Source organism: Caulobacter sp. 602-2, from assembly GCF_011043625.1.
GTDB lineage: Bacteria > Pseudomonadota > Alphaproteobacteria > Caulobacterales > Caulobacteraceae > Caulobacter.
This window is the reverse complement of the sequence record NZ_JAAKGT010000006.1, coordinates 193,673-216,934: the sequence shown is the minus strand read 5'-3', so window position 1 is coordinate 216,934 and position 23,262 is coordinate 193,673. Positions and strand designations below refer to the sequence as shown.

The following is a 23,262-nucleotide window of genomic DNA, read 5'->3' as shown; positions in this document are numbered from 1 at the left end:
GCGGTCTTGCATCGATGTGCAATTGCGCGCGTCCATAGTGGGCGCTTCGCAGTTGGCTACGTGACACGAGCAGGAAATCGATCGCGGAGGCCCATCTGGCCGAGGCGCCGGGAACCGTTCGCCCCTCTCCCCTCCCCTGACTCGAGGAACAAGAGATGGCTCAGCTCAAGACCCCCTTCTCGCTCGCTCCGACAAGCGCTGCGCTCTATCTGCGGGTTTCCACTGGCCGCCAGGCCGATAGCGACCTCTCCATTCCCGACCAGCGTCGTCAGCTCAGCGCCTATAGCGAGGCCAAGACTTGGCCAGTGGCCGAGGAGTTCGTTGAGCCTGGCAATACGGCCACAGACGACCGTCGTCCGGCCTTCCAGAAGATGATCGACGCAGCGTTGACGAGGCCGCCGCCGTTTCAGGTCATCCTCGTTCACTCGTTCTCACGCTTCTTCCGTGACCAGTTTCAGTTCGAGTTTTACGCCCGGAAGCTGGCCAAGAACGGCGTGCGCATCATCTCGATCACCCAGGAAGTCGGCGACGATCCCATGGGGCTCATGGCGCGCCAGATGATGAACCTCTTCGACGAGTACCAGTCCAAGGAAAACGCCAAGCACACCCTGCGGGCCATGAAGGAAAACGCTCGCCAGGGCTTCTGGAACGGCGCTCTGCCGCCGATCGGTTATCGCGTGGTCGACGCCGAGCAGCGCGGGCTGAAGACCAAGCGCAAACTGGAAATCGATCCCATCGGCGCGGAGACGGTGCGGCTGATGTACCGCCTTGCGCTCCACGGCGCCGACGGTAGCGGACCGATGGGGGTCAAGGCCATCGCAACCTACCTCAACGATCAGGGCATCGGCACGCGGGGCGGCGGGCGCTGGGGAAACGGCTCCGTCCACTACGTCCTGACCCAGACCACCTATGTCGGCGAACACCGCTTCAATCGGCGCCACTACGCCAGCCAGGAGCCAAAGAACCAGGACGAGCAGGTGATCATGCCCGTGCCGGCGCTCATCGATCGGGACGTGTTCGATGCGGTCCAGCAAGCCATGTCCCGGCGCAATCCACGGGTCATGGCGCCACGCTTCGTGAATAGCCCCGTGCTGCTGGGCGGGATCTGCGTTTGCGGGTCGTGCGGTCGCGCCATGACCCTGCGCACGGGCAAGGGCGGCGCCTATCGCTACTACGCTTGCAGCACCAAGGCCCGGCAAGGCGCCCTTGGTTGCGGCGGCATGAGCGTGCGCATGGACCTGCTGGACGCCTCGGTCATCGACCACCTGGAAAATCGCCTGCTCAACCCGGCGAGGTTGATGACCATGCTGGAAACGATCGTCGAACGTCGGACCGATTGGAACAAGCGTCGTCATCGCCAACTCGCCGACCTGCGAAAGCGAGTGACCGAGGTCAACCAGCGCCTGCAACGTCTTTACCTTTCCATCGAGCAAGGCGTCGCCGACCCGACCGACAAGTCTCTTACGCGACGCATCGCCGAACTGAGATCGCTCCGCGACAGGGCCGAGGGCGACGCGCAGCGCGCCGCCGCTGCGATCGACCAAATCACGCCCAACCTGACGCCAGAGCTTGTCCGGACCTTCTCAGAAGCAGCCAGGGCCATGTTCCGGAGCGACAACAGCGCCTTCCGTCGCAGCCTCATCCGGGCCGTCACCCAGCGGGTAGAAGTGATCTCTCCGCTCGAGATCAAGATCTACGGGTCGCGGGCCGACTTGCTCCAGACGTTCAGCAGCGCACCTTCGTAGACTCGACTGCCCTCTACAATCGCTTCGGACAGGACGACGGCTGCGATCCGCACTGCCCCGCCGTCACACTTGACGATTTGGGGCGTTAAACCTGATCTCTTGAGACATCGGGCAGGCCAACGCCATGGATCGTTCGGCTCGAAAAATTCCGCTCGGCCACACTCAGGCCGACCTCAGCGCCAAGGCAAACGCGCTGATCACCGAGCTCCTATCTTCAGGCGCCTGCACCGAGAGCAAGGTCGCCGAACGGCTCTCAATGAATCGGCGCACGCTGAACCGGAACCTTGCAAATGAAGGATCGACCTATTCGGAGATCCTGATCTGCGTTCGACTAAGAATGCTGTGCGAATGGTACTCCTCACCAAGCATGACACTCACCGCACTCGCATCCAGCATGGGCTTCAAAAGCCTTTCCGCGCTGTGCCGGTGGCGACGAACCCACGAGGATCACGCTTGGCGCAAGGCGTTACTCGGTCCTGATGAGACCTATTGGACTGACGGCGACGCCTACGCCTTCGTCATCAAGCTCGAACCCTTGAAGCGACGGCGCAAGCAAGAGACATAACTTGGGGCTGGCGCGGCAGTGAAAGCTAGGCCGGCAACGGCGTCCACGCCCCGTGATCGCTATCCAACGGCTCGAAGCCCGCGTCTCAAAATGACAAGTCGTCTGGCTGGCGCTAAGCGGCGGCACGCCCAGAAATACAACTCAGACGATATTTCACCTTGCAGGATTCGAACCCGAATTAGTCCCTCCAGAACAACCACTTAGCCAGATTTTTCGAGCAAATGCAGGTCGAAGCGCCGCCCCCGAAAACCATTAAGCATTTGAATTTGAAAGAGTTTTATCCTTCGAAAGACCTTGGCGCGCCCTGCAGGATTCGAACCTGCGACCGTTCGCTTAGAAGGCGAATGCTCTATCCAACTGAGCTAAGGGCGCGCGCTGGCCGCGCTTAGCCCGGGAGACCCTCAGTGGGTCCAGGGCTGCTTGCGGTTGGTCGCGAAGTTGTCGGCGTAGGCCTTGATGATGCGCTTGGGAACCTTCGGCTCGAACAGCTGGAACGAGATCTCGTGCCGCTGGGCGTAGGCGATGGCCTCGTCGCGGGTTTCGAAGGTGAGACGGACCTGGCCGTTCATGTCGCTGGACTGAGTCCAGCCCATCAGCGGGTCAGGCTTGCGGGCCGAGGCCGGTTCGAACTCCAGCACCCAATCCTTGGTCTTGGCCTTGCCCGACTGCATGGCGTTCTTGGCGGGACGATAGATGCGGGCGAGCATGAGCCTCTCCAAACGGATCTGCCGGTGGTCGGAGCGGCAGGATTTGAACCTGCGACCCTCTGCTCCCAAAACAGATGCGCTACCAGGCTGCGCTACGCTCCGGACACCAGCAAGGGCTTGCTCCTACTCGGCTTTGGGGGCGAAACGCAAGCCTGCGCGGGCGGGATTTTCGACGTGGCTCAGCCCTTGGGGAAGATCCGGTGCCGCACGCGATCGCCGGGAAGCACGCCAAGCTGCCCCGCCCGGCCTCCGGCGATCTCGAGAACGCCGAGCACGGGGCCGCCCGACGGCAGCGGCATCTCGTCCAGCGGGCGAGCATTGCGGACCATCGACAGGATGCGCCCGTCCGGCCCGACATAGAGGATGTCGAGCGCGATGAGCGTGTTCTTCATCCAGAACGCCGCGCGCTGCGGCTTCTTGTAGACGAACAGCATGCCGCGGTCCGGGGCCAGCGACTTGCGGAACATCAGCCCCTTGCGCTGCTCGGCCTCGGTGGCGGCGATCTCGACCTGGAAACGGGCCACGCCTCGGCCGGTGACGATCTCCAGCGGCTCGAGACGCGGGCCGGCGGCGAAGGCCTCGCCCGCGCCCGCCAGGACCGGAACCACGCCTGCCAGCAGCCTCAGAGCGTCGCGCCGCCGCGGATCGTCGAGAAGGGCCAAGAACGCCTCGCCAGGACATGGAGAACCGGCCAGGACCCTACCCGCCCCTCGCCGACCGGAAAAGCCGCCTCAGGCGGCGGTGATCTCGGCCACGACCAGCCCCTTGGGCCCCTGGGCGAAACGGACCATGACGTCGTCGCCCGGCTGGAGATCCTCCAGCCCGCCGCGGCGCAGGGTTTCGATGTGCACGAAGATGTCGCCCGGCGCCTCGTCGCGGACGACGAAGCCGTAGCCCTTGGTGCGGTTGAACCACTTGACCTTGGCCCGCTCGGGCGGACCGGCAGGAGTCAGGGACTGGCGCGCCGCGCCGCCGAAAGCGCGCGGACCGTCACGCCGGGGCGCCGACTCGTCGAAGGTGCGACGCGGGCGCTCCAGGGGCGACGGGGCCGAGGTCTCGTCGAGGTCGACGACCTCGCTGACCTGCCAGCCCTTGGGCCGCTTGACCACGTCGCAGACGATCGCCGAGCCCTCGAGCGCCGACTCGCGGCCGCAATTGCGCAGGGAGGTGACGTGGAGCAGGACGTCCTTCAGGCCGGTCTGGCCCGGGTCGTCGGGAACGATGAAGCCGTAGCCCTTTCCGACGTCGAACCATTTCACACGGCCGCTGATGCGCACGAGGTCTTCGTGCGCGCCCGATGCATCCAAGTCGTAACCAGACATTCCGCCCCTCTGGCTCGCCCAAACAGCCCAAAGGAGCGAGCACCACAAGAATAACAGTGTTCTCGGTAAGGGAGGGCCGTCAATGGCCAAATGATGCGGTGAGCGCGCAATACGAAAGGCGCGACGTTTAGTCGCGCCTTCTATGTCGTATGGAAAACTCTGAACTCTGCGGTTGGCAGTCCCTAGGGGAGTCGAACCCCTCTCTCCAGATTGAAAATCTGGCGTCCTAACCGATAGACGAAGGGACCACTAAGCTTCGAAGAAGCAAGGTAATCCGCAGTAGTTCAAAAGTAGACGCCTCGCGACTGGCAGTCCCTAGGGGAGTCGAACCCCTCTCTCCAGATTGAAAATCTGGCGTCCTAACCGATAGACGAAGGGACCGCGTCGCCGCGAGGAGCCGGGGATATACAAAGGCTCCCCGGAGAGCGCAAGCGGTCAGATGCGATTTTTTTAATCCGTCCACATGCGCGGGTCGGCGGCGTCTTCGATCTCAAGCTGGACCCCTTCCCGGCCCATGTAATCATCGGGTTTCAGGCGGCCCACGACGTGCAGCGCACCGCCGCCCGCCAGCAGCCTGCGGCCAAGATCGGTCTCGGCCGAGCGCCAGGAGACGGCCTTGATGCGATCTCCGCTGGGTCCGACGAGGTCGACTCGCACGTGGCCGCCGCGCAGGGCCATCACCCGCTCGGGCCGCACGCCGGCCAGGGCGAAGGTCGGCTCGACATTGCCAGGACCGAACGGCGCCATCTGCTGGAACTCGCTCCAGAGGCCTCGATTGGCCGCGCGCGGCTGCACCAGGGCGTCGATCTCGACCGACTCGGCTCCCACGGCCTCCATCTCGCCGGCCAGGGCCTCCTCCAGGAAGGCGCGCAGCTCCGGAATCGAATCGGGGCGCACGGTCAGGCCCGCGGCCATGGCGTGACCGCCGCCCGCCATCAGGATGCCGGCCTCGAACGCGGCCTGCACGGCGCGACCGAGATTCACCCCCGGCTGGGAGCGACCCGACCCCTTGGCTACCCCCGCCGCGCGATCGATGCCGATCACCAGGGTCGGCTTGCGATAGCGCTCGCGCAGGCGGCTGGCGACGATGCCGACGACGCCCGGGTGCCAGTCGTCGCCGGCGACGACGATGACCGGCGCATCCGGATTGAAGTTGCTGCTGCGCTCGAGAATCGCCACGGCCTCGTCGACCACGGCGGCCTCGACGGCCTTGCGCTCGGTGTTGAGGAGGTCGAGCTCCTCGGCCAGGGCCCTGGCCTCGATGGGGTCGTCCGTCGACAGGAGACGGGCTCCGAGATCGGAGCGGCCGATGCGCCCGCCGGCGTTGATTCGCGGGCCCAGGATGAAGCCGGCATGGAACACGCTGGCCGCCCCCTGCCCCTTGGCGACCTCCAGCAGGGCCTTCAGGCCGGGATTGGCCCAGTTGGACATCACCCGCAGGCCCGTGGCCGTCAGCGAGCGGTTGAAGCCCACCAGCTGGGTGACGTCGCAGACTTCGCCCAGCGCCGTCAGGTCCAGCCATTGGCGAAGATCAGGTTCGGGCCGCGCCTCGCTGAATAGGCCGCGCCTGCGGGCCTCGCGGTTGAGGGCCACCAGGAGGATGAAGGTCACGCCGGCGGCGGCCAGCACGCCCTGCCCGCTCTGGCAGCCGGGGCGGTTGGGATTGACGACGGCGGCCGCGGCCGGCGGGTCCTCGCGCATCAGGTGATGGTCGATGACCACGACCTCCAGGCCGATCGTGGCGGCGCTGGCGATGGCGTCGTAGGCCGCCGCCCCGCAGTCGAGGGTGACGACCAGTTCCGCCCCCGTCTCGCGGATGGTCTTGAAGGCGGCGGGACTGGGCCCGTAGCCCTCTTTCAGCCGGTCGGGGATGTAGATCGGCAGTTCGACGCCCATGTGCCGGAACCAGCGCACCAGCTGGGCCGCGCTGGTGGCGCCGTCGACGTCGTAGTCGGCGAACACCATGGTCGGCCGCCCCTGCTCCAGGGCGTCGATCAGGATCTCGGCGGCCCGGTCCATGTCGGTGAAGCTGGACGGGTCAGGGAACAGCGACTTCAGGGTCGGCTGCAGATAGTCGCGCGCGCCGTCGAGGCCGACGCCCCGCGCGGCCAGGGCGCGGGCCAGGGGCTCGGAAAGGCCGTGCAGGCGGGCGATGTCGCGCGCCACGGCGGCGTCGGCGGGACGCTCGCGCCAGGCGCGACCGGACAGGGAGCGCTCGACGCCCAGAAAGGCCTCGGTGGCGGCGGGATTGGCGTGACCGTCGGCGGCCATGGCTAAACCAGCCTGAAATCAGCGTCTTGGGGCATGGGGCGACCCTATCGCCTTTGCGGGATTCGATCCATGACAGGCCGCTGCGGCGAAAGCGGACATGACCCAGGTCAAGCGCGCCTGGCGAGCTCTCCTGAAAGGCGCCTGATCGTGTGGCGACGACTTCGCTCGCCGCAGACGCCGGCGATCATGACCGCTCTAACCTCGCCCATGAATAGAGACAGCGAATCGGACGGAGCCCCCTCGTGATCACCCTCGTGTTCTGGCTGATGGCGGCGGGCATGCTGGCCGCCAGCGTGTATGCAGGCTTCCTGCGCCTGTGGCCCCTGACGGTGATCATCCTGGCGCTGTGCTGGGACAACGCCATTGTCGCCGCCGGAGCCCTGGTCGGGCCGGGCGACCTGCTCGTGGGCCTGTCGGTGCCGCGCTATGTCGCCCACGGCCTGCTGACGCCGCTGCTGATCCCGATCGTCTTCTGGATCGCCAGACTGCGCCTGCGCGCCTGGGTGTGGGTCCTGACCGCGCTGCTCGTGGCGCTCGGCGCCTATACCGAGATCTTCAACCTCGACCTGGTGCTCAAGGAGTACGGCGGCACGCTGCGCTACGCCCACGCGGCCGCCAGCCCGCCCATCCCGTCGATCGTGACGGTGCTGGTGCTGATCGGCGTCGGCGGCCTGCTGTGGCGGCGAGCCGGCGTGCCCTGGCTGTGCCTGGGCGCCCTGGCGATGTTCGGCAGCGCCGCCAGCGGCGTGTTCTGGCTCGGCAACGCCGGCGAGCTGGTGCTGATCAGTTCGATCCTGGCGACCGCGGCCGCCCTGCGCTCGAAGGCGGCCCTCGCCCGCTGACGGGCGCGCCCTTCCCTCGAAGGGCGCGCAAGCCGTCAACCGGCGGCCGTTTCCCTGGCGACCTGCTCCACTTCGTTGGCCGAGCCAAGCACCACCGGCACGCGCTGGTGCAGCTTGCTGGGCGCGAGATCGAGGATGGGCGTGACGCCATCGGTGGCCTTGCCGCCCGCGCGCTCGACGATCAGGGCCATCGGGTTGGCCTCGTACATCAGGCGCAGCTTGCCCGGCTTGCCCGGCTCGCGAGCGTCCCAGGGGTACATGAAGACGCCGCCGCGCATCAGGATGCGATGCACGTCGGCGACCATCGAGGCCACCCAGCGCATGTTGAAGTTCTTGCCCCGCGGGCCTTCCTTGCCGGCCAGGCAGCCGTCGACATAGCGACGGATCGGCGGCGCCCAGTGGCGCTGGTTCGACATGTTGATGGCGAACTCGGCGGTGTCGGCGGGGATGGTCGACGAGGCGTGGGTCAGAAGCCACTTGTCGTCGGCCGACAGGGTGAAGCCCACCACGCCCGAGGTCAGGGTCAGGACCAGCATGGTCTGGGGGCCATAGACGGCATAGCCCGCGCCCACCTGGTGGCGGCCCGGCTGCAGGAAGTCGACCTCTTCGGGCTCGCGGCCTTCCGGCGCCGGCAGGATCGAGAAGATCGTGCCCACCGAGACGTTGACGTCGATGTTGCTGGAGCCGTCGAGCGGATCGAAGGTGACCAGGTAGCCGCCCTGGCGGCCGGTGGTCTCGACATGCTCGAGCTCTTCCGAGGCGATGCCGGCGACCGGGTCGCAGGCCTTCAAGGCGTCGCTCAGCAGGTCGTTGGTCAGGATGTCGAGCTTCTTCTGCTCTTCGTCCTGGACGTTGGTGATCCCGGCCGCGCCGAGATTGCCCAGAATGGCCCCGCCGGCCACCACGCGGCTGATGCGAGCGCAGGCGGCGGCGATCTCGGTGACGACGGTCTTGACCGCGGGGCTGGAGGGATCGCCGGCGAGGTGGCTGGCGAGATCGATCAGGGCGGTCATGGAGAAGAGCCTTAGACTGTACGAGGCGGCGATCAGTCGCCGCGGCGCGAGCGACTCGCAGACTAGTACGACAATATTACGAGTGCGAACGGGCCGACGGGGACCGCCGGCCCGACAAAGCCTAGGCGCGACGCTTCATGCGCACTTCGCGCACGGCGCCGGTCGAGGAATTCATCACCAGGCTGTGGGTGTGGACGAAGCCGTCCTTGAAGCCCACGCCGTCCAGCAGCGCGCCGGAGGTGACGCCGGTGGCGGCGAAGATGGCGTCGGACCGCACGATCTCGTGCAGGTCGTACTTCTTGTCGAACTCGGTGACGCCCCAGCGCGCGGCGCGGGCGCGCTCGTCGGCGTTGCGGAAGATCAGCCGCCCCTGGAACTGGCCGCCGACGCACTTCAGCGCCGCGCAGGCCAGGACGCCCTCGGGCGCCCCGCCGGAGCCGAGATAAAGGTCGATGCCGGTGGCAGGATCGGCGGTGTTGATGACGCCGGCCACGTCGCCGTCGGTGATCAGGTTGACGCGCGCGCCGACCGAACGGACCGAGGCGATGATCTCGGCGTGACGCGGGCGGTCCAGCACGCAGACGGTGATCTGCGAGGGCTCGACGCCCTTGGCCGCGGCCAGGGCCTTGACGTTGTCGGCGGGCGACTTGTCCAGATCGATCACGCCGGCCGGATAGCCCGGACCACAGGCGATCTTGTCCATGTAGGTGTCTGGCGCGTTCAGCAGCGTGCCCTTGGGCGCCCAGGCCATCACGGCCAGCGCGTTGGGCATGGCCTTGGCCGTCAGGGTCGTGCCTTCCAGCGGATCGAGCGCGATGTCGACGGTGGGGCCGCCACGGCCCACCTTCTCGCCGATGTAGAGCATCGGCGCCTCGTCGCGCTCGCCCTCGCCGATGACGATCTCGCCGTCGATGGAAAGCTCGTTCAGCGCGTTGCGCATGGCGTCGACGGCGGCCTGGTCGGCGGCCATCTCGTCACCCCGGCCGACCATGGTCCATGACGCGATGGCGGCCGCTTCGGTCACGCGGACCGCATCCAGGACCAGAGAACGGTCCAGGGTGTTAGAACTCATCAGTGTCTCCCAGCCCGTGGCGAGGCTAATTTCCCAATGTCTTCCACACCTGGACCGCTTGTTGCTCGCGATCTCTAGTTGCGCGCGACGCGCAGAAGACGGGGACGCTCTAGCACGGCCTGCAGCTTTTCGATGCGGCTAATCGCGTCGAGCAGCTTGGATTCGGGAGTCGCATGGGTGACGAGCACGATCGGCACGCCCCCCGCCCCTTCCACGGGCTTCTGCAGGAAGGCGTCGATCGAGACGCCGCATTCGGCCAGGGTTTCGGAGATCGCGGCGATGGCCCCGGGCACGTCGCGGACCATGATCCGCAGATAGGCCTTGCCCACCGACTTGGTCGGATCCACCGCCACGAACGGCGCCAGCGCCCCGGCCGGAGCCTGGAACACCGGACGCACCGCCTTGGTCATGACGTCGGCGATGTCGGCGGCGACGGCGGCGGCCGTCGGCCCGGCGCCCGCGCCCGGTCCCTGGATGAAGATGCGGCCGATACGCGTGCCCTCGATGAAGAGCGCGTTCAGGGCGCCGCCGGCCTGGGCCAGCGGATGCGCCAGCGGGATCAGGGTCGGATGGACCTTCACGGCCACGCCGTCGTCGGTCTTGGAGGTGCCGGCGATCAGCTTGATGCGGTAGCCGAGGTCCTTGGCCAGCTTGATGTCGAGCAGCTCGACCTCGCTGATGCCCTCGATCTCGGCGGCCTCGTAGTTGGGGGCGCAACCGAACGCCAGGGCGGCCAGGATGGTGATCTTGTGGCCGGCGTCGAAACCGCCGACGTCCATGGTCGGATCGGCCTCGGCATAGCCCAGGGCCTGGGCCTCGCGCAGCACGTCGGCGAAGTCGCGGCCGGTCTTTTCCATCTCCGAGAGGATGTAGTTGCAGGTGCCGTTGAGGATGCCGGCCACCGAGACGACGTCGTCGCCGACCATGGCCTCGCGCAGCATCTTCACCGCCGGCGTGCCGCCCATCACCGCCGCTTCGAACAGCAGCGGCACGTTGTTGGCCTCGGCCAGGGCGGCCAGTTCGGCGCCGTGCTCGGCGATCAGGGCCTTGTTGGCGGTGACCACCGGCTTGCCCAGCTTCAGCGCCGCCTCGACCGCGGCCTTGGCCGGACCGTCGCTGCCGCCGACCAGCTCCACGAACAGGTCGACATTGGGCGAGCTGGCCAGGGCGACCGGGTCGTCGAACCATTCCAGGCCCGAGATGTCGACCGTGCGCGGACGCGACTTCGAACGAGCGGACACCGCGACCACCTCGGCGCGATCGCCGGCCGGGGCGAAATCGGGGCGAGCGTTGAGGAACTGCAGCAGGCCGCCACCGACGGTGCCGAGGCCGGCGACGCCGACGCGCCAGGTTTTCTGAGTCATGGTGCGGTTCCTCGTGGTCGGTGCGGCCCTTTGGCGGGGCCGCCCTCGTCCTTCGACAGGCTCAGGATGAGGGCTATTGCGGGCATATGAAGTGGAAATTCTCACCCCGACCCTGTCAGGGGCGAGGATTTCGCAAACGGGTCAGGCCTGCTCGAGGCTGTTGTGAGCCTTGGCCAGGATCTGGTCGGCGTTGGCGATGAACTTCTTCACGTTGCGCGCGGCCTGCTTGATGCGGTGCTCGTTCTCGACCAGGCCGATGCGGACATAGCCCTCGCCGTACTCGCCAAAGCCGATGCCCGGAGCGACGGCGACGCCGGCCTCCTCGATCAGCAGGCGCGAGAACAGCATCGAGCCGGCCGCCTCGAACTGCGGCGGGATCTTCGCCCAGGCGAACATCGAGGCGGGCGGGTTGGGGATGTCCCAGCCGGCGCGCTTCATCGACGAGACCAGGGTGTCGCGGCGGCCCTTGTAGATGCCGCGGATCTCCTCGACGCAGTCCTGCGGACCGTTCAGCGCGGCGGCCGCGGCCACCTGCACCGGCGTATAGGCGCCGTAGTCGAGATACGACTTCACGCGGGCCAGCGCCGCGCAGATGCGGGCGTTGCCGACCACCATGCCCACGCGCCAGCCGGCCATGGCGTAGGTCTTCGACAGCGAGTTGACCTCGACGGCGATGTCCTTGGCGCCTTCGACCTGCAGGATCGACGGCGGCGGGTTATCCTCGAAGTAGATTTCGCCGTAGGCCACGTCGCTGATCACCAGCAGATCGTGCTTCTTGGCCAGCGCGACGGCGTCCTTGTAGAAGTCGAGATCGACCGTCTGGGCCGTCGGGTTCGACGGATAGGACAGGATCAGCACGGACGGCGGCGGCACCGAGTGCTTCACCGCGCGGCTGATGTTGCTGAGGTACTGCTCGGGGCTCAGCGCCGGCACGTGGCGGATGACGCCGCCGGCCATGATGAAGCCGAAGGCGTGGATCGGATAGGCCGGGTTCGGACAGATGATGACGTCGCCGGGAGCCGTCAGGGCCTGGGCGAGGTTGGCGAAGCCTTCCTTCGAGCCGAGGGTCGAGATCACCTCGGTGTCGGGGTTCAGCTTCACGCCGAAGCGGCGCTCGTAGTAGCCGGCCATGGCCTTGCGCAGGCCCGGGATGCCCTTCGAGGCCGAATAGCGGCCGGCGCGCGGATCGCGCGAGGTCTCGATCAGCTTGTCGACGATGTGCTTGGGCGTCGGCATGTCCGGGTTGCCCATGCCGAAGTCGATGATGTCGACGCCCTGGCCGCGCAGGCGTGCCTTGATGCGGTTGACCTCTTCGAAGACGTAGGGCGGCAGGCGGCGGATACGGTGAAAGTCGGCGGTCATGATGGCTCGTGCGCCCTCTGGCGCTGCAGGAGCGAAAAGTCGGGCATGGATAGACCCCAAGCGGGGCCTAGCCAAGCCAGTTCAAGGAAAATTATGCCTCCGTCGCCCTATTGGGGCTTGGACGGAGGCGGGGTAGCTCGGCCGCGAGCAGCCTTGGCGAAGGCTTCGGTCTCGGCGCGATCGGCTACGGTCGGGATTTCCGACGGCGGAACGCGGCCGGCGCGCTGGGCGCGAGCGGCGAAACCCTCGGTGTCCGACAGGGCGAAGGTCCCCGGCGCGGTGTCGCGACGGAGTTGAGCGGCCGCGGCCTGCTCGGCCTGGACCTGGGCCTTGTACTCGCCCGGCTTGGGAATATCCGTCGGAACGGTCGGAATGGCGGCCAGGCTCGGGATCTTGCCCCGCTCCTTGCCGGCCGCTTCGGCGGCGGCGGCCACCGGCGAGGTGGCGTCGACCGGCGGCGGCGTGAACGGCGACGAGGCGCAGGCCGACAGCACGGCCGCGAGGACCGAGAGCGAGGCGCCGAAACGTACGATTTTACCGGTTTGGCCGTTCATCTTGTCTCAGGTCTTATGCGATGATCGCGGCGAGCGGAAGGCGCCGAACGAGAATCGGCGGTCGATAAGCGACATTCAGGCGGAAGGAACGCGCATGGCCAAGGGCGACGGCAAGGACGCGGGCAAGGGCGTCAAGACGGCGGCGAAGCCCCGCAAGCCTTCCGCACCGCGCAAGACGGCCGCCGCGACGCCAAAGCCCCCTCCTCCGCCCCCGCAACCCGATCCCCAACCCGAATCGCCCCAGGCCGCCGGCGGGCCCGACTTCGCCTCGTTGCTGACCGAGGAGCAGCGGCGGATGATGGAGGCTTTGTCGGCCAACCTGGCCCGCGCGGCGGTCACCGCCCAGGGCGCGATCGCCGAGGCCGCCCTGCGCCAGGCCGACCGGCCCGCGGCCCTGTCGCCCGACCCGTTCCACGTCGCGCCGGCCCTCAACGAGGTGATCGGCAGCCTGGCGGCTCAACCCGACCGGCTGCTGCGCGCCCAGGCCGACCTCTTCAACGGCTACATGGAGCTTTGGCAGTCGGCCGCCCGTCGCGCCGTCGGCGAGGAGACCAAACCGGTCGTCAGCCCCGCCCATGGCGACAAGCGCTTCTCCGATCCGGACTGGGTGACCAATCCGGTGTTCGACATGATGAAGCAGTCCTACCTGCTGACGTCCAACTGGCTGAACGGCCTGGTCGCCCAGGCCGAGAACGTCGACCCGCAGTCCAAGCGCCGGGTCGAGTTCTTCACCAAGATGCTGACCGACGCCTTCTCGCCGTCGAACTTCCTGATCTCCAACCCTGCGGCCCTGCGCGAGGTGATGCAGACCAACGGCGAGAGCCTCAAGCGCGGCATGGAGAACTTCGCCGCCGACCTGGAGCGCGGCGGCGGACAGTTGGCCATCAGCCAGACCGACCTGGCCAAGTTCAAGGTCGGCGAGAACGTCGCCACCGCGCCGGGCAAGGTGGTCTACCAGAACGACATCCTGCAGCTGCTGCAGTTCGATCCGACCACGGAGCAGCAGCACGAGATCCCGCTGCTGATCTTCCCGCCCTGGATCAACAAGTTCTACATCCTGGACCTGCGCCCCGAGAACTCGATGATCCGCTGGCTGACCGGCCAGGGCTTCACGGTGTTCGTCGCCTCGTGGGTCAATCCCGACACCCGGCTCGCGGCCAAGACCTTCGAGGACTACATGCTGGAGGGCGTCTACGACGCCAGCCAGCAGGTGATGACCCAGTGCGGCGTCGATAAGGTCAACACCGTCGGCTACTGCATCGGCGGCACGCTGCTGTCCTGCGCCCTGGCCCACATGGCCGCCAGGGGCGACAAGCGGATCAACTCGGCCACCTTCTTCGCCGCCCAGCAGGACTTCGCCGAGGCCGGCGACCTGCTGCTCTTCACCGACGAGGCCTGGCTGAAGGAAATCGAGGCGCGGATGGACCAGCAGGGCGGCTTCCTGCCCAGCCAGTCGATGGCCGACACCTTCAACGCGCTGCGCGGCAACGACCTGATCTGGTCGTTCTTCATCAACAACTACCTGATGGGCAAGGAGCCGCGCCCGTTCGATCTGCTGTTCTGGAACGCCGACCAGACGCGGATGCCCAAATCGCTGCACCTGTTCTACCTGCGCAACTTCTACAAGGACAACAACCTCACCCATGGCCGCCTGAGCCTGGGCGGCGAGCAGCTGGACCTGTCGAAGGTGAAGACGCCGATCTACGTGCAGTCGTCCAAGGACGACCACATCGCCCCCTATCGCAGCGTCTATCGCGGTGCGCGGGCGTTCGGCGGACCGGTGACCTTCACCATGGCGGGCTCGGGCCACATCGCCGGCGTGATCAACCATCCCGACGCCAAGAAGTACCAGCACTGGACCAACGAGCACCTGCCCGGCTCGGTCGAGGGCTGGCTGTCGGGCGCCGTCGAACATCCCGGCTCGTGGTGGCCTCATTGGGCGGAGTGGCTGAAGGCCAGGTCCGGCAAGCTGGTCCCAGCCCGCGATCCGGCCAAGGGCCCGCTGAAAGCCTTCGAAGACGCCCCAGGCAGCTTCGTGCGCGTGCGCTCGAACGCCGAGGCGGCGGCCTAGGGAGTCAAATCCCTCTCCCCTTGCGGGAGAGGGTGGCCTCCAAAGGAGGCCGGGTGAGGGGTCTCTCAGACCTCAAAGCTGCGTGGATGCGGTAGGCGTCTCAGGCCTGAGAAACCCCTCATCCGTCGGCTTCGCCGCCACCTTCTCCCGCATGGGGAGAAGGATTAGATGCTGCCCACCGCATAGGCCTCGGCGAACACGCCAGCCTCGGATTTTTCGATCAGGGGCCGCACCTGCGCCATGTGGTCGGTGAAGCGCGGGTCCTCGCGGAAAGCATCGGCGTCCTGCTGAGTGTCGAACACCGAGATCAGCACCAGTCCCTCGGCGGACCGAAACAGCCGCGCGCCGCGCAGCCCCTTCACCTGGCCGCGCAACCGCCGGTGCTGGGCCAGCTGCAGTTCAAGAAAGGCTTCGTACTGCCCCTCCTTGGGCCGGATGACGCTGATGTTGACCACCGGCTCGGGATGCGCGGGCCGTAGCGCCAGCGGCGCGGCGATGGCGGCGGCTGCGACGGCGGTCGTGGCGGCGGCGAAGGTCATGGAGAGGCGCTCCTCAGAAGGGCGTTGCCGGTTGCGGAGCCCCTCCTGTAAAACCTCAAGCAAACTTGAGGTCAAGCGCCGATGCCCGACACCTGCCCGTCCGCGTTCCAGACCCTCAGCGTCGGCGAACTGGCCAAGCGCGCCGGCGTGGCGGTGTCGGCCCTGCACTTCTACGAGGCCAAGGGCCTGATCCGCAGCCTGCGCACCGAGGGCAACCAGCGGCGCTATCCGCGCGGCATGCTGCGCCGGGTGGCGGTGATCAAGGTGGCCCAGCGCACCGGCATGCCGCTGAACGAGATCAAGCAGGCCCTGGCCGCCCTCCCCGACGACCGCGCGCCCAGCCAGGAGAACTGGCGCGACCTGTCGGCGGCCTGGCGCGACGATCTGGACGCGCGCATCCGCCGCCTCACCCAGCTGCGCGACCAGCTCGACGGCTGCATCGGCTGCGGCTGCCTGTCGTTGACGGCCTGCCCGCTGCGCAATCCGGATGACGCGCTGGCCGCCCAGGGTCCGGGCGCTCGCCTTCTGGACGAAATTTGACACCGCGAAGATCAATGTTCGCCCAAAACTCGCCCCGATCACGGCGGAGCTTGGCGACATGCAAGATTTCTCCCGTCGCACAGCGCTGAGCCTGCTGGCCGCCGCCCCCTGGCTGGGCGCGGCCGCGCGCGGCGACGGCCTGAAACTGGCCCAGGCGGCGCGAACCCAGATCGGCGTCACCCTGGACTATGATCCCAGCTATCGGGCGATCAGCTATCCCCGCGGCGACGTGCTGCGCACCACCGGGGTATGCTCCGACGTGCTGGTGCGGGCCGCCCGCGACGCCTGGAACGTCGACCTGCAGGAACGCGTGCACGCCGACATGGTCCGCGCCTTTTCCGCCTATCCCGCCAAACGGGCGTGGGGCCAGAAGAGCGCCGACGCCAACATCGACCACCGGCGCGTACTGAACCTGGAAACCTATCTGGAGCGCCAGGGCGCGCGCCTGCGCGCCAGCCAGAACGCCCGTTCCGGCGACGGCTTCTCCGATCCCCAGCCCGGCGACGTCCTGAGCTGGCGACTGTTCGGCAACGGCCGCCCGCACATCGGCGTCGTGGTGCAGGGCCCCGAGAAGGTGCGCGTGGTGCACAACATCGGCGCCGGCGCGCGCGAAGAAGCGCTGTGGATCTTCAAGCTGCACAAGCCGGTCGGGCACTACCGCTGGCGGGCATGAGGGTATTCCAGTCCCCTCCCCCATAGGGAGAGGGAAACTCTTTACAGCCCCGCCTTCTCGTCCAGGCCGAGCGCCAGATTGAGGTTCTGCACCGCCGCGCCCGAGGCGCCCTTGCCCAGGTTGTCGAGCAGGGCCACCAGGCGCGCCTGGCCGCTGGTGTCGGAGCCGAACACGAAGAGCTTCAGGCGATTGGTGCCGTTCAGGCCCTCGGGATCGAGGGTGGTCAGGCTCTTGGCCTCGTCCAGCGAGGCGACCTCGACGAAGCTCTCGCCCTTGTAGTGGGCGGCGAGCGCGGCGTGGATGTCGCCCAGCGAGCACGAGCCTTCGAGCAGGCCAAGGTGCAGCGGCAATTCGACCAGCATGCCTTGCGCGTAGCGACCCACGGCGGGCGTGAAGATCGGACGCGACAGCAGGCCGCCGTGCTTCTGGATCTCGGGCACGTGCTTGTGGGTCAGCGACAGGCCGTAGATGCGGTAGGCGACCTTGGTGTAGTTCGGCGAGCTCTCGTCTTCGAACTCGGCGATCATCGCCTTGCCGCCGCCGGTGTAGCCCGACACGGCGTTGAACGAGACCGGCAGGTCGGACGACAGCAGGCCGGCCGAGACCAGCGGACGGGTCAGGGCGATGGCGCCGGTGGCGTAGCAGCCCGGGTTCGAAATCCGCTTCGAAGCCGCGATCTTCTTGCGCTGTTCCTTGTCGAGCTCGGGGAAGCCGTAGGTCCAGTCGGCGTTGGTGCGATAGGCCGTCGAGGCGTCGATCACCTTGACCAGCGGGTTCTCGATCAGCCCGACAGCCTCCTTGGCCGCATCGTCGGGCAGGCACAGGATCACCGCGTCGGCGGCGTTCAGCATCTCGGCGCGGGCGACCGGGTCCTTGCGCTTGTCAGGATCGATCGAGATCAGCTGCAGATCGGTGCGGCCGATCAGGCGCTCGCGGATCTGCAGGCCGGTGGTGCCGACTTCGCCGTCGATGAAGACCTTGGGGGTGTTCGCCATAGTGCCAACTCCTGGCCCGAACCGCGCTCGGCCGGGACCCAGTCTTGCAGCGCCATGTGACCGGCGCATGCGTTCGGGCGCTGTCCGGCCCGATCGGAAGTCACAAGAAAAAGGGCGCTTCGGATAACCGAAGCGCCCTCTTCCAAAACGCGTGCGACGACGCGCTTAGCGCTTCGAGAACTGGAAGCTGCGGCGGGCCTTGGCCTTGCCGTACTTCTTACGCTCGACGACGCGGCTGTCGCGGGTCAGGAAGCCGTGCGGCTTCAGGACCGGGCGCAGGGCCGGTTCGTAGTAGGTCAGGGCCTTGGACAGGCCGTGACGGATGGCGCCGGCTTGACCCGACAGGCCCGAACCTTCGACGGTGACGTCGACGTCGAACTGGCCGAGGCGCTCGGTCACTTGCAGCGGCTGAGCGATCATCATGCGCAGGACCGGACGAGCGAAGTAGACTTCCTGGTCGCGGCCGTTGACGGTGACCTTGCCGGTGCCCGGCTTGATCCAAACGCGCGCGATGGCGTTCTTGCGCTTGCCGGTCGCGTAGGCGCGGCCTTGGGCGTCGATCTTCGGCTCGGCCGGAGCGGCCGCTTGCGGGTTGCTGGACAGGCTGGCCAGCGCGTCAAAACCTTGAGCTTCGGACATGGCTTAGAGGCTCCGGGTGTTCTTGACGTTGCGCGCGGCGAAGTCGATGACTTCCGGGCTTTGCGCTTGGTGCGGGTGCTCGGCGCCGGCGTAGACCAGCAGGTGCGTCATCTGCTTGCGGGCCAGCGGGCTTTCCTTCGGCAGCATGCGCTCGACGGCCTTGTTCAGGACGCGTTCCGGGAACTGACCGCCCAGGACCTTGCGCGGGGTGGTTTCCTTGATGCCGCCCGGGTGACCGGTGTGGCGGTAGTAAACCTTGTCGTCCAGCTTCTTGCCGGTGAACTTCACCTTGTCGGCGTTGATGACGACGACGAAGTCGCCGCAGTCAACGTGCGGGGTGTAGTCGGGACGGTGCTTGCCGCGAAGACGCATGGCGATGAACGTCGCCAGACGACCGACAACGGCGTCCTTGGCGTCGACCACGATCCACTTCTTCTCGACCTCGGCGGGCTTCAGGGAAGCCGTGGTCTTTTGCATGGGATTGATCCGTAATTCCTGTGCGTCGGGAGCCGGAGAACCAGTTCCTTCCGCGTGAGGGGCGGCTGATACCCAAGGGTTCGCCGACTGTCAACAATGCGCGCGCAGGAAAGTTCGGAAACCCTTGCAGGACAAGGGTTTGAACGATGCGGTATCTAAATACCACATCAAGTCTCCCCACCCTTCACGATCAGGGACAAGGGCGGACGCCCGAAGACCGCCCGCCCCTTTCCCGGCTTGGGATGCGCGGCTACTTGCCGGCCTCGAAGCCGAAGGCGTGGTTCATCACCTGGAAGAGATAGCTCTCCTCGACGACGCCCCTGACGAGGTAGGCGCCCGGACCGTCGGCATAGACGCCGACGTCCTCGCCCGCGTGGGCGGCGCTGGGAAGGTGCGCGACGGCCTGCTGGTGGTAGTCGACCTCGTCGAGGTCTTCCTTGGCCGGGTCGGCGCGCAGGTTGTTTCCCTCGACCCCGCCTGGGCCGGTGGCGAAGCTCAGCACGGTGTAGGCCTTGCCGTCGCCGGCCACGACGGGTTCGCCTTCGTTGCCCGCCAGGCCCAGGATCGGGGCGTTGCGGGCGGCGTAGCCCGAGATCACCAGGCCATGGCTGTGGTCGGCGGTGACGATGACCAGGGTGTCCTTCAGGTCGACCTTGTCGAGCACGGCCTGGATGGCGTCGGAGAAGGCCGCCGTCTCGGTCAGGGTGCGCCTGGCGTTGTTGAGGTGGCTGCCCATGTCGATCTTGCCGCCCTCGACCAGCAGGAAGTAGCCCTTGGGGTTCTGCGACAGCACGTCGACGGCCTTGGTCGCCATCTGCGCCAGGGTCGGCACGCCCTGCCCGCTCTGCGCGCGCTCGACCTCGTAGGGCAGGTGCTCGCCGGCGAAGAGGCCCAGCAGCGGACCGGTCTTGCCAGGGTCGACCGCCTTCAGCTGGTCGGCGGTCGAGACGTAGGCCGCGCCCTTAGCCTTGGCCCACTCGGCGGTCAGGTCGCGGCCGTCGGCGCGCTTGCCGCCCTTGGCCTCGGGCAGGAAGCGCGAGCGGCCTCCGCCCAGGGCGACGTCGAGGCGCACGCCGGCAGGAGCCTCGACCAGCTGGCGGGCGATGTCCTTGCAGCCGCCGGAAAGAGCCCCGGCCGGCATGTCGGCGTCGCCTTCCCAGTCGCGATAGGCGGTGTGGGCGTAGGTCCCGGCGGGCGTGGCGTGGGTGATGCGGGTGTTGGTGACCGCGCCGGCCGACAGGCCGTGAGCCTTGGCGATCTCGGCGATGGTCGTCACGCGCGTCGAGGCCTCGCTGGCGCAGCTCTCGGGCTTGGCCTCGCCCGTCAGGCCGATGACCTTGTTGCGCGTCTTCACGCCGGTGGTGATGGCGGTGATGCCGGCGGCGCTGTCGGTGACCTGGGTGTCGTGGCTGTAGGTCTTGGAGAGCGCGGTGAACGGCAGCTTCTCGAACGACAGCGCGTTGGATTCGCCATCCACGCCCTTCTGCTGGCCCTGCCAGATGCGGCCGGCCACGGCGGTGGAGATGCCCATGCCGTCGCCGAGGAACAGGATGACGTTCTTGGCTCGCCCGGTGTTGGGCTTGACGGCCATGGCCTTGGCCAGCGCCGTCTGGCCGGCCTTGTAGTAGGGGTCGGCCGCCTGGGCCGGCGAGGCATCGGCGGCGTGGGCGAAGGCGGGCAGAAGGGCCAGGGCGCAGACGCCGGCCAGGAACGAGGAAGCACGGATCACGACAGGGTCTCCAGCAGGGACGTCGCGCGTGCTCTGCTGGAGTTTCGTGACAGTTCTTCGGGCGGGGCCGCGGAAACCGCCCGCTACGGCCGGCGAACGCGCCAGGCGAAGGCGGTGGCGGCGGCCAGCAGCACGGCCGCGCCGGCCTGGTGCAGCACGCCCAGGCTCAGCGGCACGGCGGCCATCAGGGTCCAGACCCCGAGCCCGGCCTGCACCGTCACCACCCCCAGCAGCACGTAGGCGGTGATCTTGGCCTCGTGCGGCAGGCGGCGGGCGCGGGCCGCGCCGGCGGCGATGACGATCGCGGCGGCGAACACGGCGTAGGCCATAAGCCGGTGATGCAACTGCACCGCGCCCTGGCTGTGGGCCAGCGTGCCCCACAGGCCGTGGCCGGCGTACTGGTCGGGCAGCAGCGCGCCGTTCATCAGCGGCCAGTCGTTGTAGACCAGGCCCGCGTCGTTGCCGGCCACCAGCGCGCCCAGCAGGCTCTGGAAAAACACCGCGCCCAGGAAGGCCAGCGCCCAGCCGCGCCAGTCGCTGCGCTCCTCGACACGCGGCGCGCCGTTCCATGCGTCCAGCGCCGTCCAGATCAGCAGCACGAACAGCGCCAGCGCCAGGCCCAGGTGGACCATCAGCCGCTCGGGCGCGACCGAGACGCGCTCGGACAGGCCGCTCGACACCATCCACCAGCCGACCAGACCCTGCAGGCCGCCAAGCGCCAGCATCGCCCCGCAGCGCCAGATCAGGCGGCGCGGCAGCATTCGGCGCGCCAGGAAGAAAGCGAAGGGAACGGCGAAGGCGATGCCGACCACCCGGCCCAGCAGCCGGTGCGCCCACTCCCACCAGAAGATGCCCTTGTAGGCCTCCAGCGTCATGTCGGGGTTCACCAGGTGGTACTGGGGGATCTGCTTGTAGAGCTCGAAATTGGCTCGCCAGGCTTCTTCCGACATCGGCGGCAGCGCGCCCATGATCGGCTTCCACTGGGTGATCGACAGTCCCGAGTCGGTCAGGCGCGTCGCGCCGCCGACGACGACCATGGCGAAGACCAGCACCGCCACGACGAACAGCCAGATGGCGACGGGGCCGGAACGGTCGGAACGCAGGAAGGAAGTCATGAAGCCGAAAAAACGCCTGTTCTGGGCCTAAATGGGGCGGCTAGACCCCTACTCCCGCCCCCTACTCCCGGCAAGGCGCCGCTGTCCATGCCCAGCGAGGCCTTAAGGGAACCATGACGCGGGCGGTTCGTCATGGCATGGTGCGCCGCTGCGGGGGCGCGGTGTTCCAGGGGGAAGTGCAATGAGCGGCGTGGGCGTGTTCAGCGCCGTTGTGATCGGCATCCTGGCCGGCTGGATCGCGGATCTGGCCCTGGCCCGTCGCCACAGCCTGTTCATCAAGCTGCTGATCGGCGTGATCGGCTCGTTCATCGGAGCCTTCATCGCCCAGCGCCTGCACCTGGCCATTCCCGGCTTCCTCGGCAGCCTGGCCGTCTCGGCGGTCGGCGCCACCCTGTTCCTGGCCGTGCTCGGCCTCTTCCGGAGATCCGCGTGAGCGCTCCCCTCATTCCGGCGCGCCTGCGCAAGCTGATCGGCTCGATCGGCGTGATCGCGATTCTGCTCGGCTGGATCTGGGCCTTCACCAGCCTGTACGACCACCTGCCCCTGAACCGCGCCGTGCACCTGATCTATTTCGTGGCGCTGGGCATGGGCTGGATCCTGCCGGTCATCCCGCTGATCACCTGGATGGGCAAGGCCGACAAACCGCTGGACGTCGGGCAACGCTAGCTCGGGGCCAGCGCCGATCCGGAAACGAAAAAGGCCGCCCCGAGGGGCGGCCTTTCCGTTTCTTCCGCGATGTTCTCTCCAGGGAGAGAATGGTCGGAGCGACAGGATTCGAACCTGCGACCCCTTGACCCCCAGTCAAGTGCGCTACCAGGCTGCGCCACGCTCCGACGCGGAAGGAGCGCCCTTATAGGCGCCGCTCTTCGCCTCGGCAATCGGAAATCTAGTGGTTTTCCACAGTCCTCAGGAACGGGTCAAAAGCCCGTCCAGACGGGCCTTGATGCTGGTGAGGTCATCCAGCGCCTCGGTCAGGCGACGACGCTGCTCGGGCGTGGGCGAGGCAAACTCGGCCGAATCGCCGAACGCGTCGACGATCGGCGATTCGAGGAAGGCGGCGCCGTTCTGGCCAAGGCCCGCGGCTATGACGTGGGCCACGCCCTGCTCGCGGTGCAGCTTCTGGACGCCCTTGATGGTGTAGCCCTCGGCGTGCAGCAGCGCGCGCACGCCGTTCAGCACGGCGATGTCCTGCGGGCGATAGAAGCGCCGCCCGCCGGCCCGTTTCATCGGGCGGATGAACGAGAACTTCGTCTCCCAGAAACGCAGGACGTGCTGGGGAACGCCGAGTTCCTCGGCGGCCTCTGATATCGTGCGGAAGGCGTTCGGCCCCTTCGCCACCGCACGGCCCCCTTAGTCGTCCAGGGCGCTGTCGATGCGCGCCTTCATGACCTGGGAAGCCCTAAAGCCGATGACGCGGCGCGGCTCGATCTCGGCCGGCTCGCCCGTCTTGGGATTGCGCCCCATGCGGGCCCGCTTCTCGCGGACCTGGAAGACGCCAAACCCGGAAAGCTTGACCGTCTCACCCTTCTCGAGCGCCTCGGCCACGAGATCCAGGGTGCGCTCGACGAGACCGGCGCAGTCCTGACGAGTCAGGCCTACTTCCTCGTGGACAGCCTCGCAGAGGTCAGCCCGGGTCAAAGTCGAACCCTTCATAACGCCCCCTATAC

The 23,262-nt window shown here is 67.5% G+C and carries 25 protein-coding genes and 5 tRNA genes; 8 read left to right on the top strand and 22 right to left on the bottom strand.

The genetic code is table 11. The features are described 5' to 3' along the window. Positions 1 to 155: 155 nt before the first annotated feature. Both G5B46_RS14755 and G5B46_RS14750 read left to right on the top strand, forming a co-directional pair. Entirely contained in the window at positions 156 to 1,745 is a 1,590-nt protein-coding gene (locus G5B46_RS14755; RefSeq protein ID WP_165259770.1) for a recombinase family protein, read from the top strand. 124 nt (positions 1,746 to 1,869) lie between these two features. Next, a complete protein-coding gene (locus G5B46_RS14750) occupies positions 1,870 to 2,310 on the top strand; it encodes a helix-turn-helix domain-containing protein (protein ID WP_165259768.1) in 441 nt (146 codons plus the stop codon). Positions 2,311 to 2,605: 295 nt separating this feature from the next. Here the strand turns inward: G5B46_RS14750 and G5B46_RS14745 are convergent. From G5B46_RS14745 to recJ, 8 genes are all read right to left on the bottom strand, one after another. Continuing rightward, positions 2,606 to 2,682 (bottom strand) — tRNA-Arg (locus G5B46_RS14745). 29 nt (positions 2,683 to 2,711) lie between these two features. After that, positions 2,712 to 3,017: an ETC complex I subunit gene (locus tag G5B46_RS14740; RefSeq protein ID WP_058346925.1), complete on the bottom strand. Its 306-nt coding sequence runs from the start codon at positions 3,015 to 3,017 to the stop codon at positions 2,712 to 2,714. A 25-nt stretch (positions 3,018 to 3,042) separates the two neighbouring features. Next, positions 3,043 to 3,119 (bottom strand) — tRNA-Pro (locus G5B46_RS14735). A gap of 77 nt (positions 3,120 to 3,196) precedes the next feature. After that, a complete protein-coding gene (locus tag G5B46_RS14730) occupies positions 3,197 to 3,679 on the bottom strand; it encodes a DUF192 domain-containing protein (protein WP_346764933.1) in 483 nt (160 codons plus the stop codon). Positions 3,680 to 3,748: 69 nt separating this feature from the next. Further along, positions 3,749 to 4,339, bottom strand: coding sequence for a stationary phase survival cold shock domain protein CspD (cspD, locus tag G5B46_RS14725; RefSeq protein ID WP_165259766.1), 591 nt, complete (start codon positions 4,337 to 4,339; stop codon positions 3,749 to 3,751). 173 nt (positions 4,340 to 4,512) lie between these two features. Next, positions 4,513 to 4,587, bottom strand: a tRNA-Glu gene (locus G5B46_RS14720). 58 nt (positions 4,588 to 4,645) lie between these two features. Next, positions 4,646 to 4,720: transfer RNA gene (locus G5B46_RS14715), tRNA-Glu, on the bottom strand. Between the two features lie 69 nt (positions 4,721 to 4,789). Continuing rightward, positions 4,790 to 6,610: a single-stranded-DNA-specific exonuclease RecJ gene (recJ, locus tag G5B46_RS14710; RefSeq protein WP_165259764.1), complete on the bottom strand. Its 1,821-nt coding sequence runs from the start codon at positions 6,608 to 6,610 to the stop codon at positions 4,790 to 4,792. A 242-nt stretch (positions 6,611 to 6,852) separates the two neighbouring features. Here recJ and G5B46_RS14705 point away from each other — a divergent pair, with 242 nt between their 5' ends. Further along, the gene (locus G5B46_RS14705; protein ID WP_165259762.1) at positions 6,853 to 7,452 is read left to right on the top strand and encodes a hypothetical protein; all 600 of its coding nucleotides are present in this window, start codon (positions 6,853 to 6,855) and stop codon (positions 7,450 to 7,452) included. Positions 7,453 to 7,487: 35 nt separating this feature from the next. Here the strand turns inward: G5B46_RS14705 and G5B46_RS14700 are convergent, their stop codons facing one another. The 5 genes from G5B46_RS14700 to G5B46_RS14680 all read right to left on the bottom strand — a co-directional run bounded on the left by G5B46_RS14700 (position 7,488) and on the right by G5B46_RS14680 (position 12,817). Continuing rightward, the gene (locus tag G5B46_RS14700) at positions 7,488 to 8,465 is read right to left on the bottom strand and encodes a class 1 fructose-bisphosphatase (protein WP_165259760.1); all 978 of its coding nucleotides are present in this window, start codon (positions 8,463 to 8,465) and stop codon (positions 7,488 to 7,490) included. A gap of 121 nt (positions 8,466 to 8,586) precedes the next feature. After that, on the bottom strand, positions 8,587 to 9,537 hold the full coding sequence (gene glpX, locus G5B46_RS14695) for a class II fructose-bisphosphatase (RefSeq protein WP_165259758.1): 951 nt from the start codon (positions 9,535 to 9,537) through the stop codon (positions 8,587 to 8,589). 74 nt (positions 9,538 to 9,611) lie between these two features. After that, complete coding sequence (locus tag G5B46_RS14690) at positions 9,612 to 10,901, bottom strand: homoserine dehydrogenase (RefSeq protein ID WP_165259756.1); 1,290 nt, start codon at positions 10,899 to 10,901, stop codon at positions 9,612 to 9,614. 141 nt (positions 10,902 to 11,042) lie between these two features. Further along, the gene (locus G5B46_RS14685) at positions 11,043 to 12,263 is read right to left on the bottom strand and encodes an LL-diaminopimelate aminotransferase (RefSeq protein ID WP_058346918.1); all 1,221 of its coding nucleotides are present in this window, start codon (positions 12,261 to 12,263) and stop codon (positions 11,043 to 11,045) included. A 107-nt stretch (positions 12,264 to 12,370) separates the two neighbouring features. Continuing rightward, positions 12,371 to 12,817 (bottom strand): hypothetical protein, encoded by a 447-nt coding sequence (locus tag G5B46_RS14680; protein ID WP_165259754.1) that lies wholly within the window; start codon positions 12,815 to 12,817, stop codon positions 12,371 to 12,373. A gap of 295 nt (positions 12,818 to 13,112) precedes the next feature. Here G5B46_RS14680 and phaC point away from each other — a divergent pair, with 295 nt between their 5' ends. Then, on the top strand, positions 13,113 to 14,888 hold the full coding sequence (phaC, locus tag G5B46_RS14675; protein ID WP_240903509.1) for a class I poly(R)-hydroxyalkanoic acid synthase: 1,776 nt from the start codon (positions 13,113 to 13,115) through the stop codon (positions 14,886 to 14,888). Between the two features lie 164 nt (positions 14,889 to 15,052). Here phaC and G5B46_RS14670 read toward each other — a convergent pair whose 3' ends face one another. Further along, positions 15,053 to 15,427: an antibiotic biosynthesis monooxygenase gene (locus G5B46_RS14670; protein ID WP_165259751.1), complete on the bottom strand. Its 375-nt coding sequence runs from the start codon at positions 15,425 to 15,427 to the stop codon at positions 15,053 to 15,055. 81 nt (positions 15,428 to 15,508) lie between these two features. Between G5B46_RS14670 and soxR the strand changes: the two genes are divergently transcribed. Further along, positions 15,509 to 15,967, top strand: a complete 459-nt coding sequence (soxR, locus tag G5B46_RS14665) for a redox-sensitive transcriptional activator SoxR (protein ID WP_165259749.1) — start codon at positions 15,509 to 15,511, stop codon at positions 15,965 to 15,967. Positions 15,968 to 16,025: 58 nt separating this feature from the next. Beyond that, positions 16,026 to 16,640: a DUF1287 domain-containing protein gene (locus G5B46_RS14660; RefSeq protein ID WP_165259747.1), complete on the top strand. Its 615-nt coding sequence runs from the start codon at positions 16,026 to 16,028 to the stop codon at positions 16,638 to 16,640. Between the two features lie 41 nt (positions 16,641 to 16,681). On the opposite strand, the gene argC is transcribed toward G5B46_RS14660, so the two are convergent. From argC to G5B46_RS14635, 5 genes are all read right to left on the bottom strand, one after another. Beyond that, positions 16,682 to 17,635 (bottom strand): N-acetyl-gamma-glutamyl-phosphate reductase, encoded by a 954-nt coding sequence (gene argC, locus G5B46_RS14655; protein WP_165259745.1) that lies wholly within the window; start codon positions 17,633 to 17,635, stop codon positions 16,682 to 16,684. A 165-nt stretch (positions 17,636 to 17,800) separates the two neighbouring features. Then, positions 17,801 to 18,274, bottom strand: a complete 474-nt coding sequence (gene rpsI, locus G5B46_RS14650; RefSeq protein WP_165259743.1) for a 30S ribosomal protein S9 — start codon at positions 18,272 to 18,274, stop codon at positions 17,801 to 17,803. 3 nt (positions 18,275 to 18,277) lie between these two features. Then, complete coding sequence (gene rplM, locus G5B46_RS14645; protein ID WP_165259741.1) at positions 18,278 to 18,751, bottom strand: 50S ribosomal protein L13; 474 nt, start codon at positions 18,749 to 18,751, stop codon at positions 18,278 to 18,280. Between the two features lie 250 nt (positions 18,752 to 19,001). Then, the gene (locus tag G5B46_RS14640) at positions 19,002 to 20,480 is read right to left on the bottom strand and encodes an alkaline phosphatase (RefSeq protein WP_346764932.1); all 1,479 of its coding nucleotides are present in this window, start codon (positions 20,478 to 20,480) and stop codon (positions 19,002 to 19,004) included. An 83-nt stretch (positions 20,481 to 20,563) separates the two neighbouring features. Then, entirely contained in the window at positions 20,564 to 21,595 is a 1,032-nt protein-coding gene (locus tag G5B46_RS14635; RefSeq protein WP_165259739.1) for a COX15/CtaA family protein, read from the bottom strand. Positions 21,596 to 21,776: 181 nt separating this feature from the next. On the opposite strand from G5B46_RS14635, the gene G5B46_RS14630 reads away from it, so the two are divergent. After that, on the top strand, positions 21,777 to 22,028 hold the full coding sequence (locus tag G5B46_RS14630) for a GlsB/YeaQ/YmgE family stress response membrane protein (protein WP_058346908.1): 252 nt from the start codon (positions 21,777 to 21,779) through the stop codon (positions 22,026 to 22,028). After that, positions 22,025 to 22,261 carry a DUF2842 domain-containing protein gene (locus tag G5B46_RS14625; RefSeq protein ID WP_109455235.1) on the top strand — a complete coding sequence of 79 codons (237 nt, stop codon included), beginning with the start codon at positions 22,025 to 22,027 and terminating at the stop codon, positions 22,259 to 22,261. Before G5B46_RS14630 ends, G5B46_RS14625 begins: the two co-directional genes overlap by 4 nt. A 90-nt stretch (positions 22,262 to 22,351) precedes the next feature. Here the strand turns inward: G5B46_RS14625 and G5B46_RS14620 are convergent. From G5B46_RS14620 to G5B46_RS14610, 3 genes are all read right to left on the bottom strand, one after another. After that, positions 22,352 to 22,428: transfer RNA gene (locus tag G5B46_RS14620), tRNA-Pro, on the bottom strand. 73 nt (positions 22,429 to 22,501) lie between these two features. Beyond that, entirely contained in the window at positions 22,502 to 22,933 is a 432-nt protein-coding gene (locus G5B46_RS14615) for a MerR family transcriptional regulator (protein ID WP_165259737.1), read from the bottom strand. A gap of 12 nt (positions 22,934 to 22,945) precedes the next feature. Further along, the gene (locus G5B46_RS14610; protein WP_058346906.1) at positions 22,946 to 23,248 is read right to left on the bottom strand and encodes an integration host factor subunit alpha; all 303 of its coding nucleotides are present in this window, start codon (positions 23,246 to 23,248) and stop codon (positions 22,946 to 22,948) included. Positions 23,249 to 23,262 lie beyond the last annotated feature (14 nt).

Excerpts from the sequence above, each read along its gene's own strand:
- G5B46_RS14755 (WP_165259770.1), top strand. The coding sequence starts at position 156 with ATGGCTCAGCTCAAGACCCCCTTCTCGCTCGCTCCGACAAGCGCTGCG.
- G5B46_RS14750 (WP_165259768.1), top strand. The coding sequence starts at position 1,870 with ATGGATCGTTCGGCTCGAAAAATTCCGCTCGGCCACACTCAGGCCGAC.
- G5B46_RS14740 (WP_058346925.1), bottom strand. The coding sequence starts at position 3,017 with ATGCTCGCCCGCATCTATCGTCCCGCCAAGAACGCCATGCAGTCGGGC.
- cspD (WP_165259766.1), bottom strand. The coding sequence starts at position 4,339 with ATGTCTGGTTACGACTTGGATGCATCGGGCGCGCACGAAGACCTCGTG.
- recJ (WP_165259764.1), bottom strand. The coding sequence starts at position 6,610 with ATGGCCGCCGACGGTCACGCCAATCCCGCCGCCACCGAGGCCTTTCTG.
- G5B46_RS14700 (WP_165259760.1), bottom strand. The coding sequence starts at position 8,465 with ATGACCGCCCTGATCGATCTCGCCAGCCACCTCGCCGGCGATCCCTCC.
- glpX (WP_165259758.1), bottom strand. The coding sequence starts at position 9,537 with ATGAGTTCTAACACCCTGGACCGTTCTCTGGTCCTGGATGCGGTCCGC.
- G5B46_RS14690 (WP_165259756.1), bottom strand. The coding sequence starts at position 10,901 with ATGACTCAGAAAACCTGGCGCGTCGGCGTCGCCGGCCTCGGCACCGTC.
- G5B46_RS14685 (WP_058346918.1), bottom strand. The coding sequence starts at position 12,263 with ATGACCGCCGACTTTCACCGTATCCGCCGCCTGCCGCCCTACGTCTTC.
- G5B46_RS14680 (WP_165259754.1), bottom strand. The coding sequence starts at position 12,817 with ATGAACGGCCAAACCGGTAAAATCGTACGTTTCGGCGCCTCGCTCTCG.
- phaC (WP_240903509.1), top strand. The coding sequence starts at position 13,113 with ATGATGGAGGCTTTGTCGGCCAACCTGGCCCGCGCGGCGGTCACCGCC.
- G5B46_RS14670 (WP_165259751.1), bottom strand. The coding sequence starts at position 15,427 with ATGACCTTCGCCGCCGCCACGACCGCCGTCGCAGCCGCCGCCATCGCC.
- soxR (WP_165259749.1), top strand. The coding sequence starts at position 15,509 with ATGCCCGACACCTGCCCGTCCGCGTTCCAGACCCTCAGCGTCGGCGAA.
- G5B46_RS14660 (WP_165259747.1), top strand. The coding sequence starts at position 16,026 with ATGCAAGATTTCTCCCGTCGCACAGCGCTGAGCCTGCTGGCCGCCGCC.
- argC (WP_165259745.1), bottom strand. The coding sequence starts at position 17,635 with ATGGCGAACACCCCCAAGGTCTTCATCGACGGCGAAGTCGGCACCACC.
- rpsI (WP_165259743.1), bottom strand. The coding sequence starts at position 18,274 with ATGTCCGAAGCTCAAGGTTTTGACGCGCTGGCCAGCCTGTCCAGCAAC.
- rplM (WP_165259741.1), bottom strand. The coding sequence starts at position 18,751 with ATGCAAAAGACCACGGCTTCCCTGAAGCCCGCCGAGGTCGAGAAGAAG.
- G5B46_RS14635 (WP_165259739.1), bottom strand. The coding sequence starts at position 21,595 with ATGACTTCCTTCCTGCGTTCCGACCGTTCCGGCCCCGTCGCCATCTGG.
- G5B46_RS14630 (WP_058346908.1), top strand. The coding sequence starts at position 21,777 with ATGAGCGGCGTGGGCGTGTTCAGCGCCGTTGTGATCGGCATCCTGGCC.
- G5B46_RS14610 (WP_058346906.1), bottom strand. The coding sequence starts at position 23,248 with ATGAAGGGTTCGACTTTGACCCGGGCTGACCTCTGCGAGGCTGTCCAC.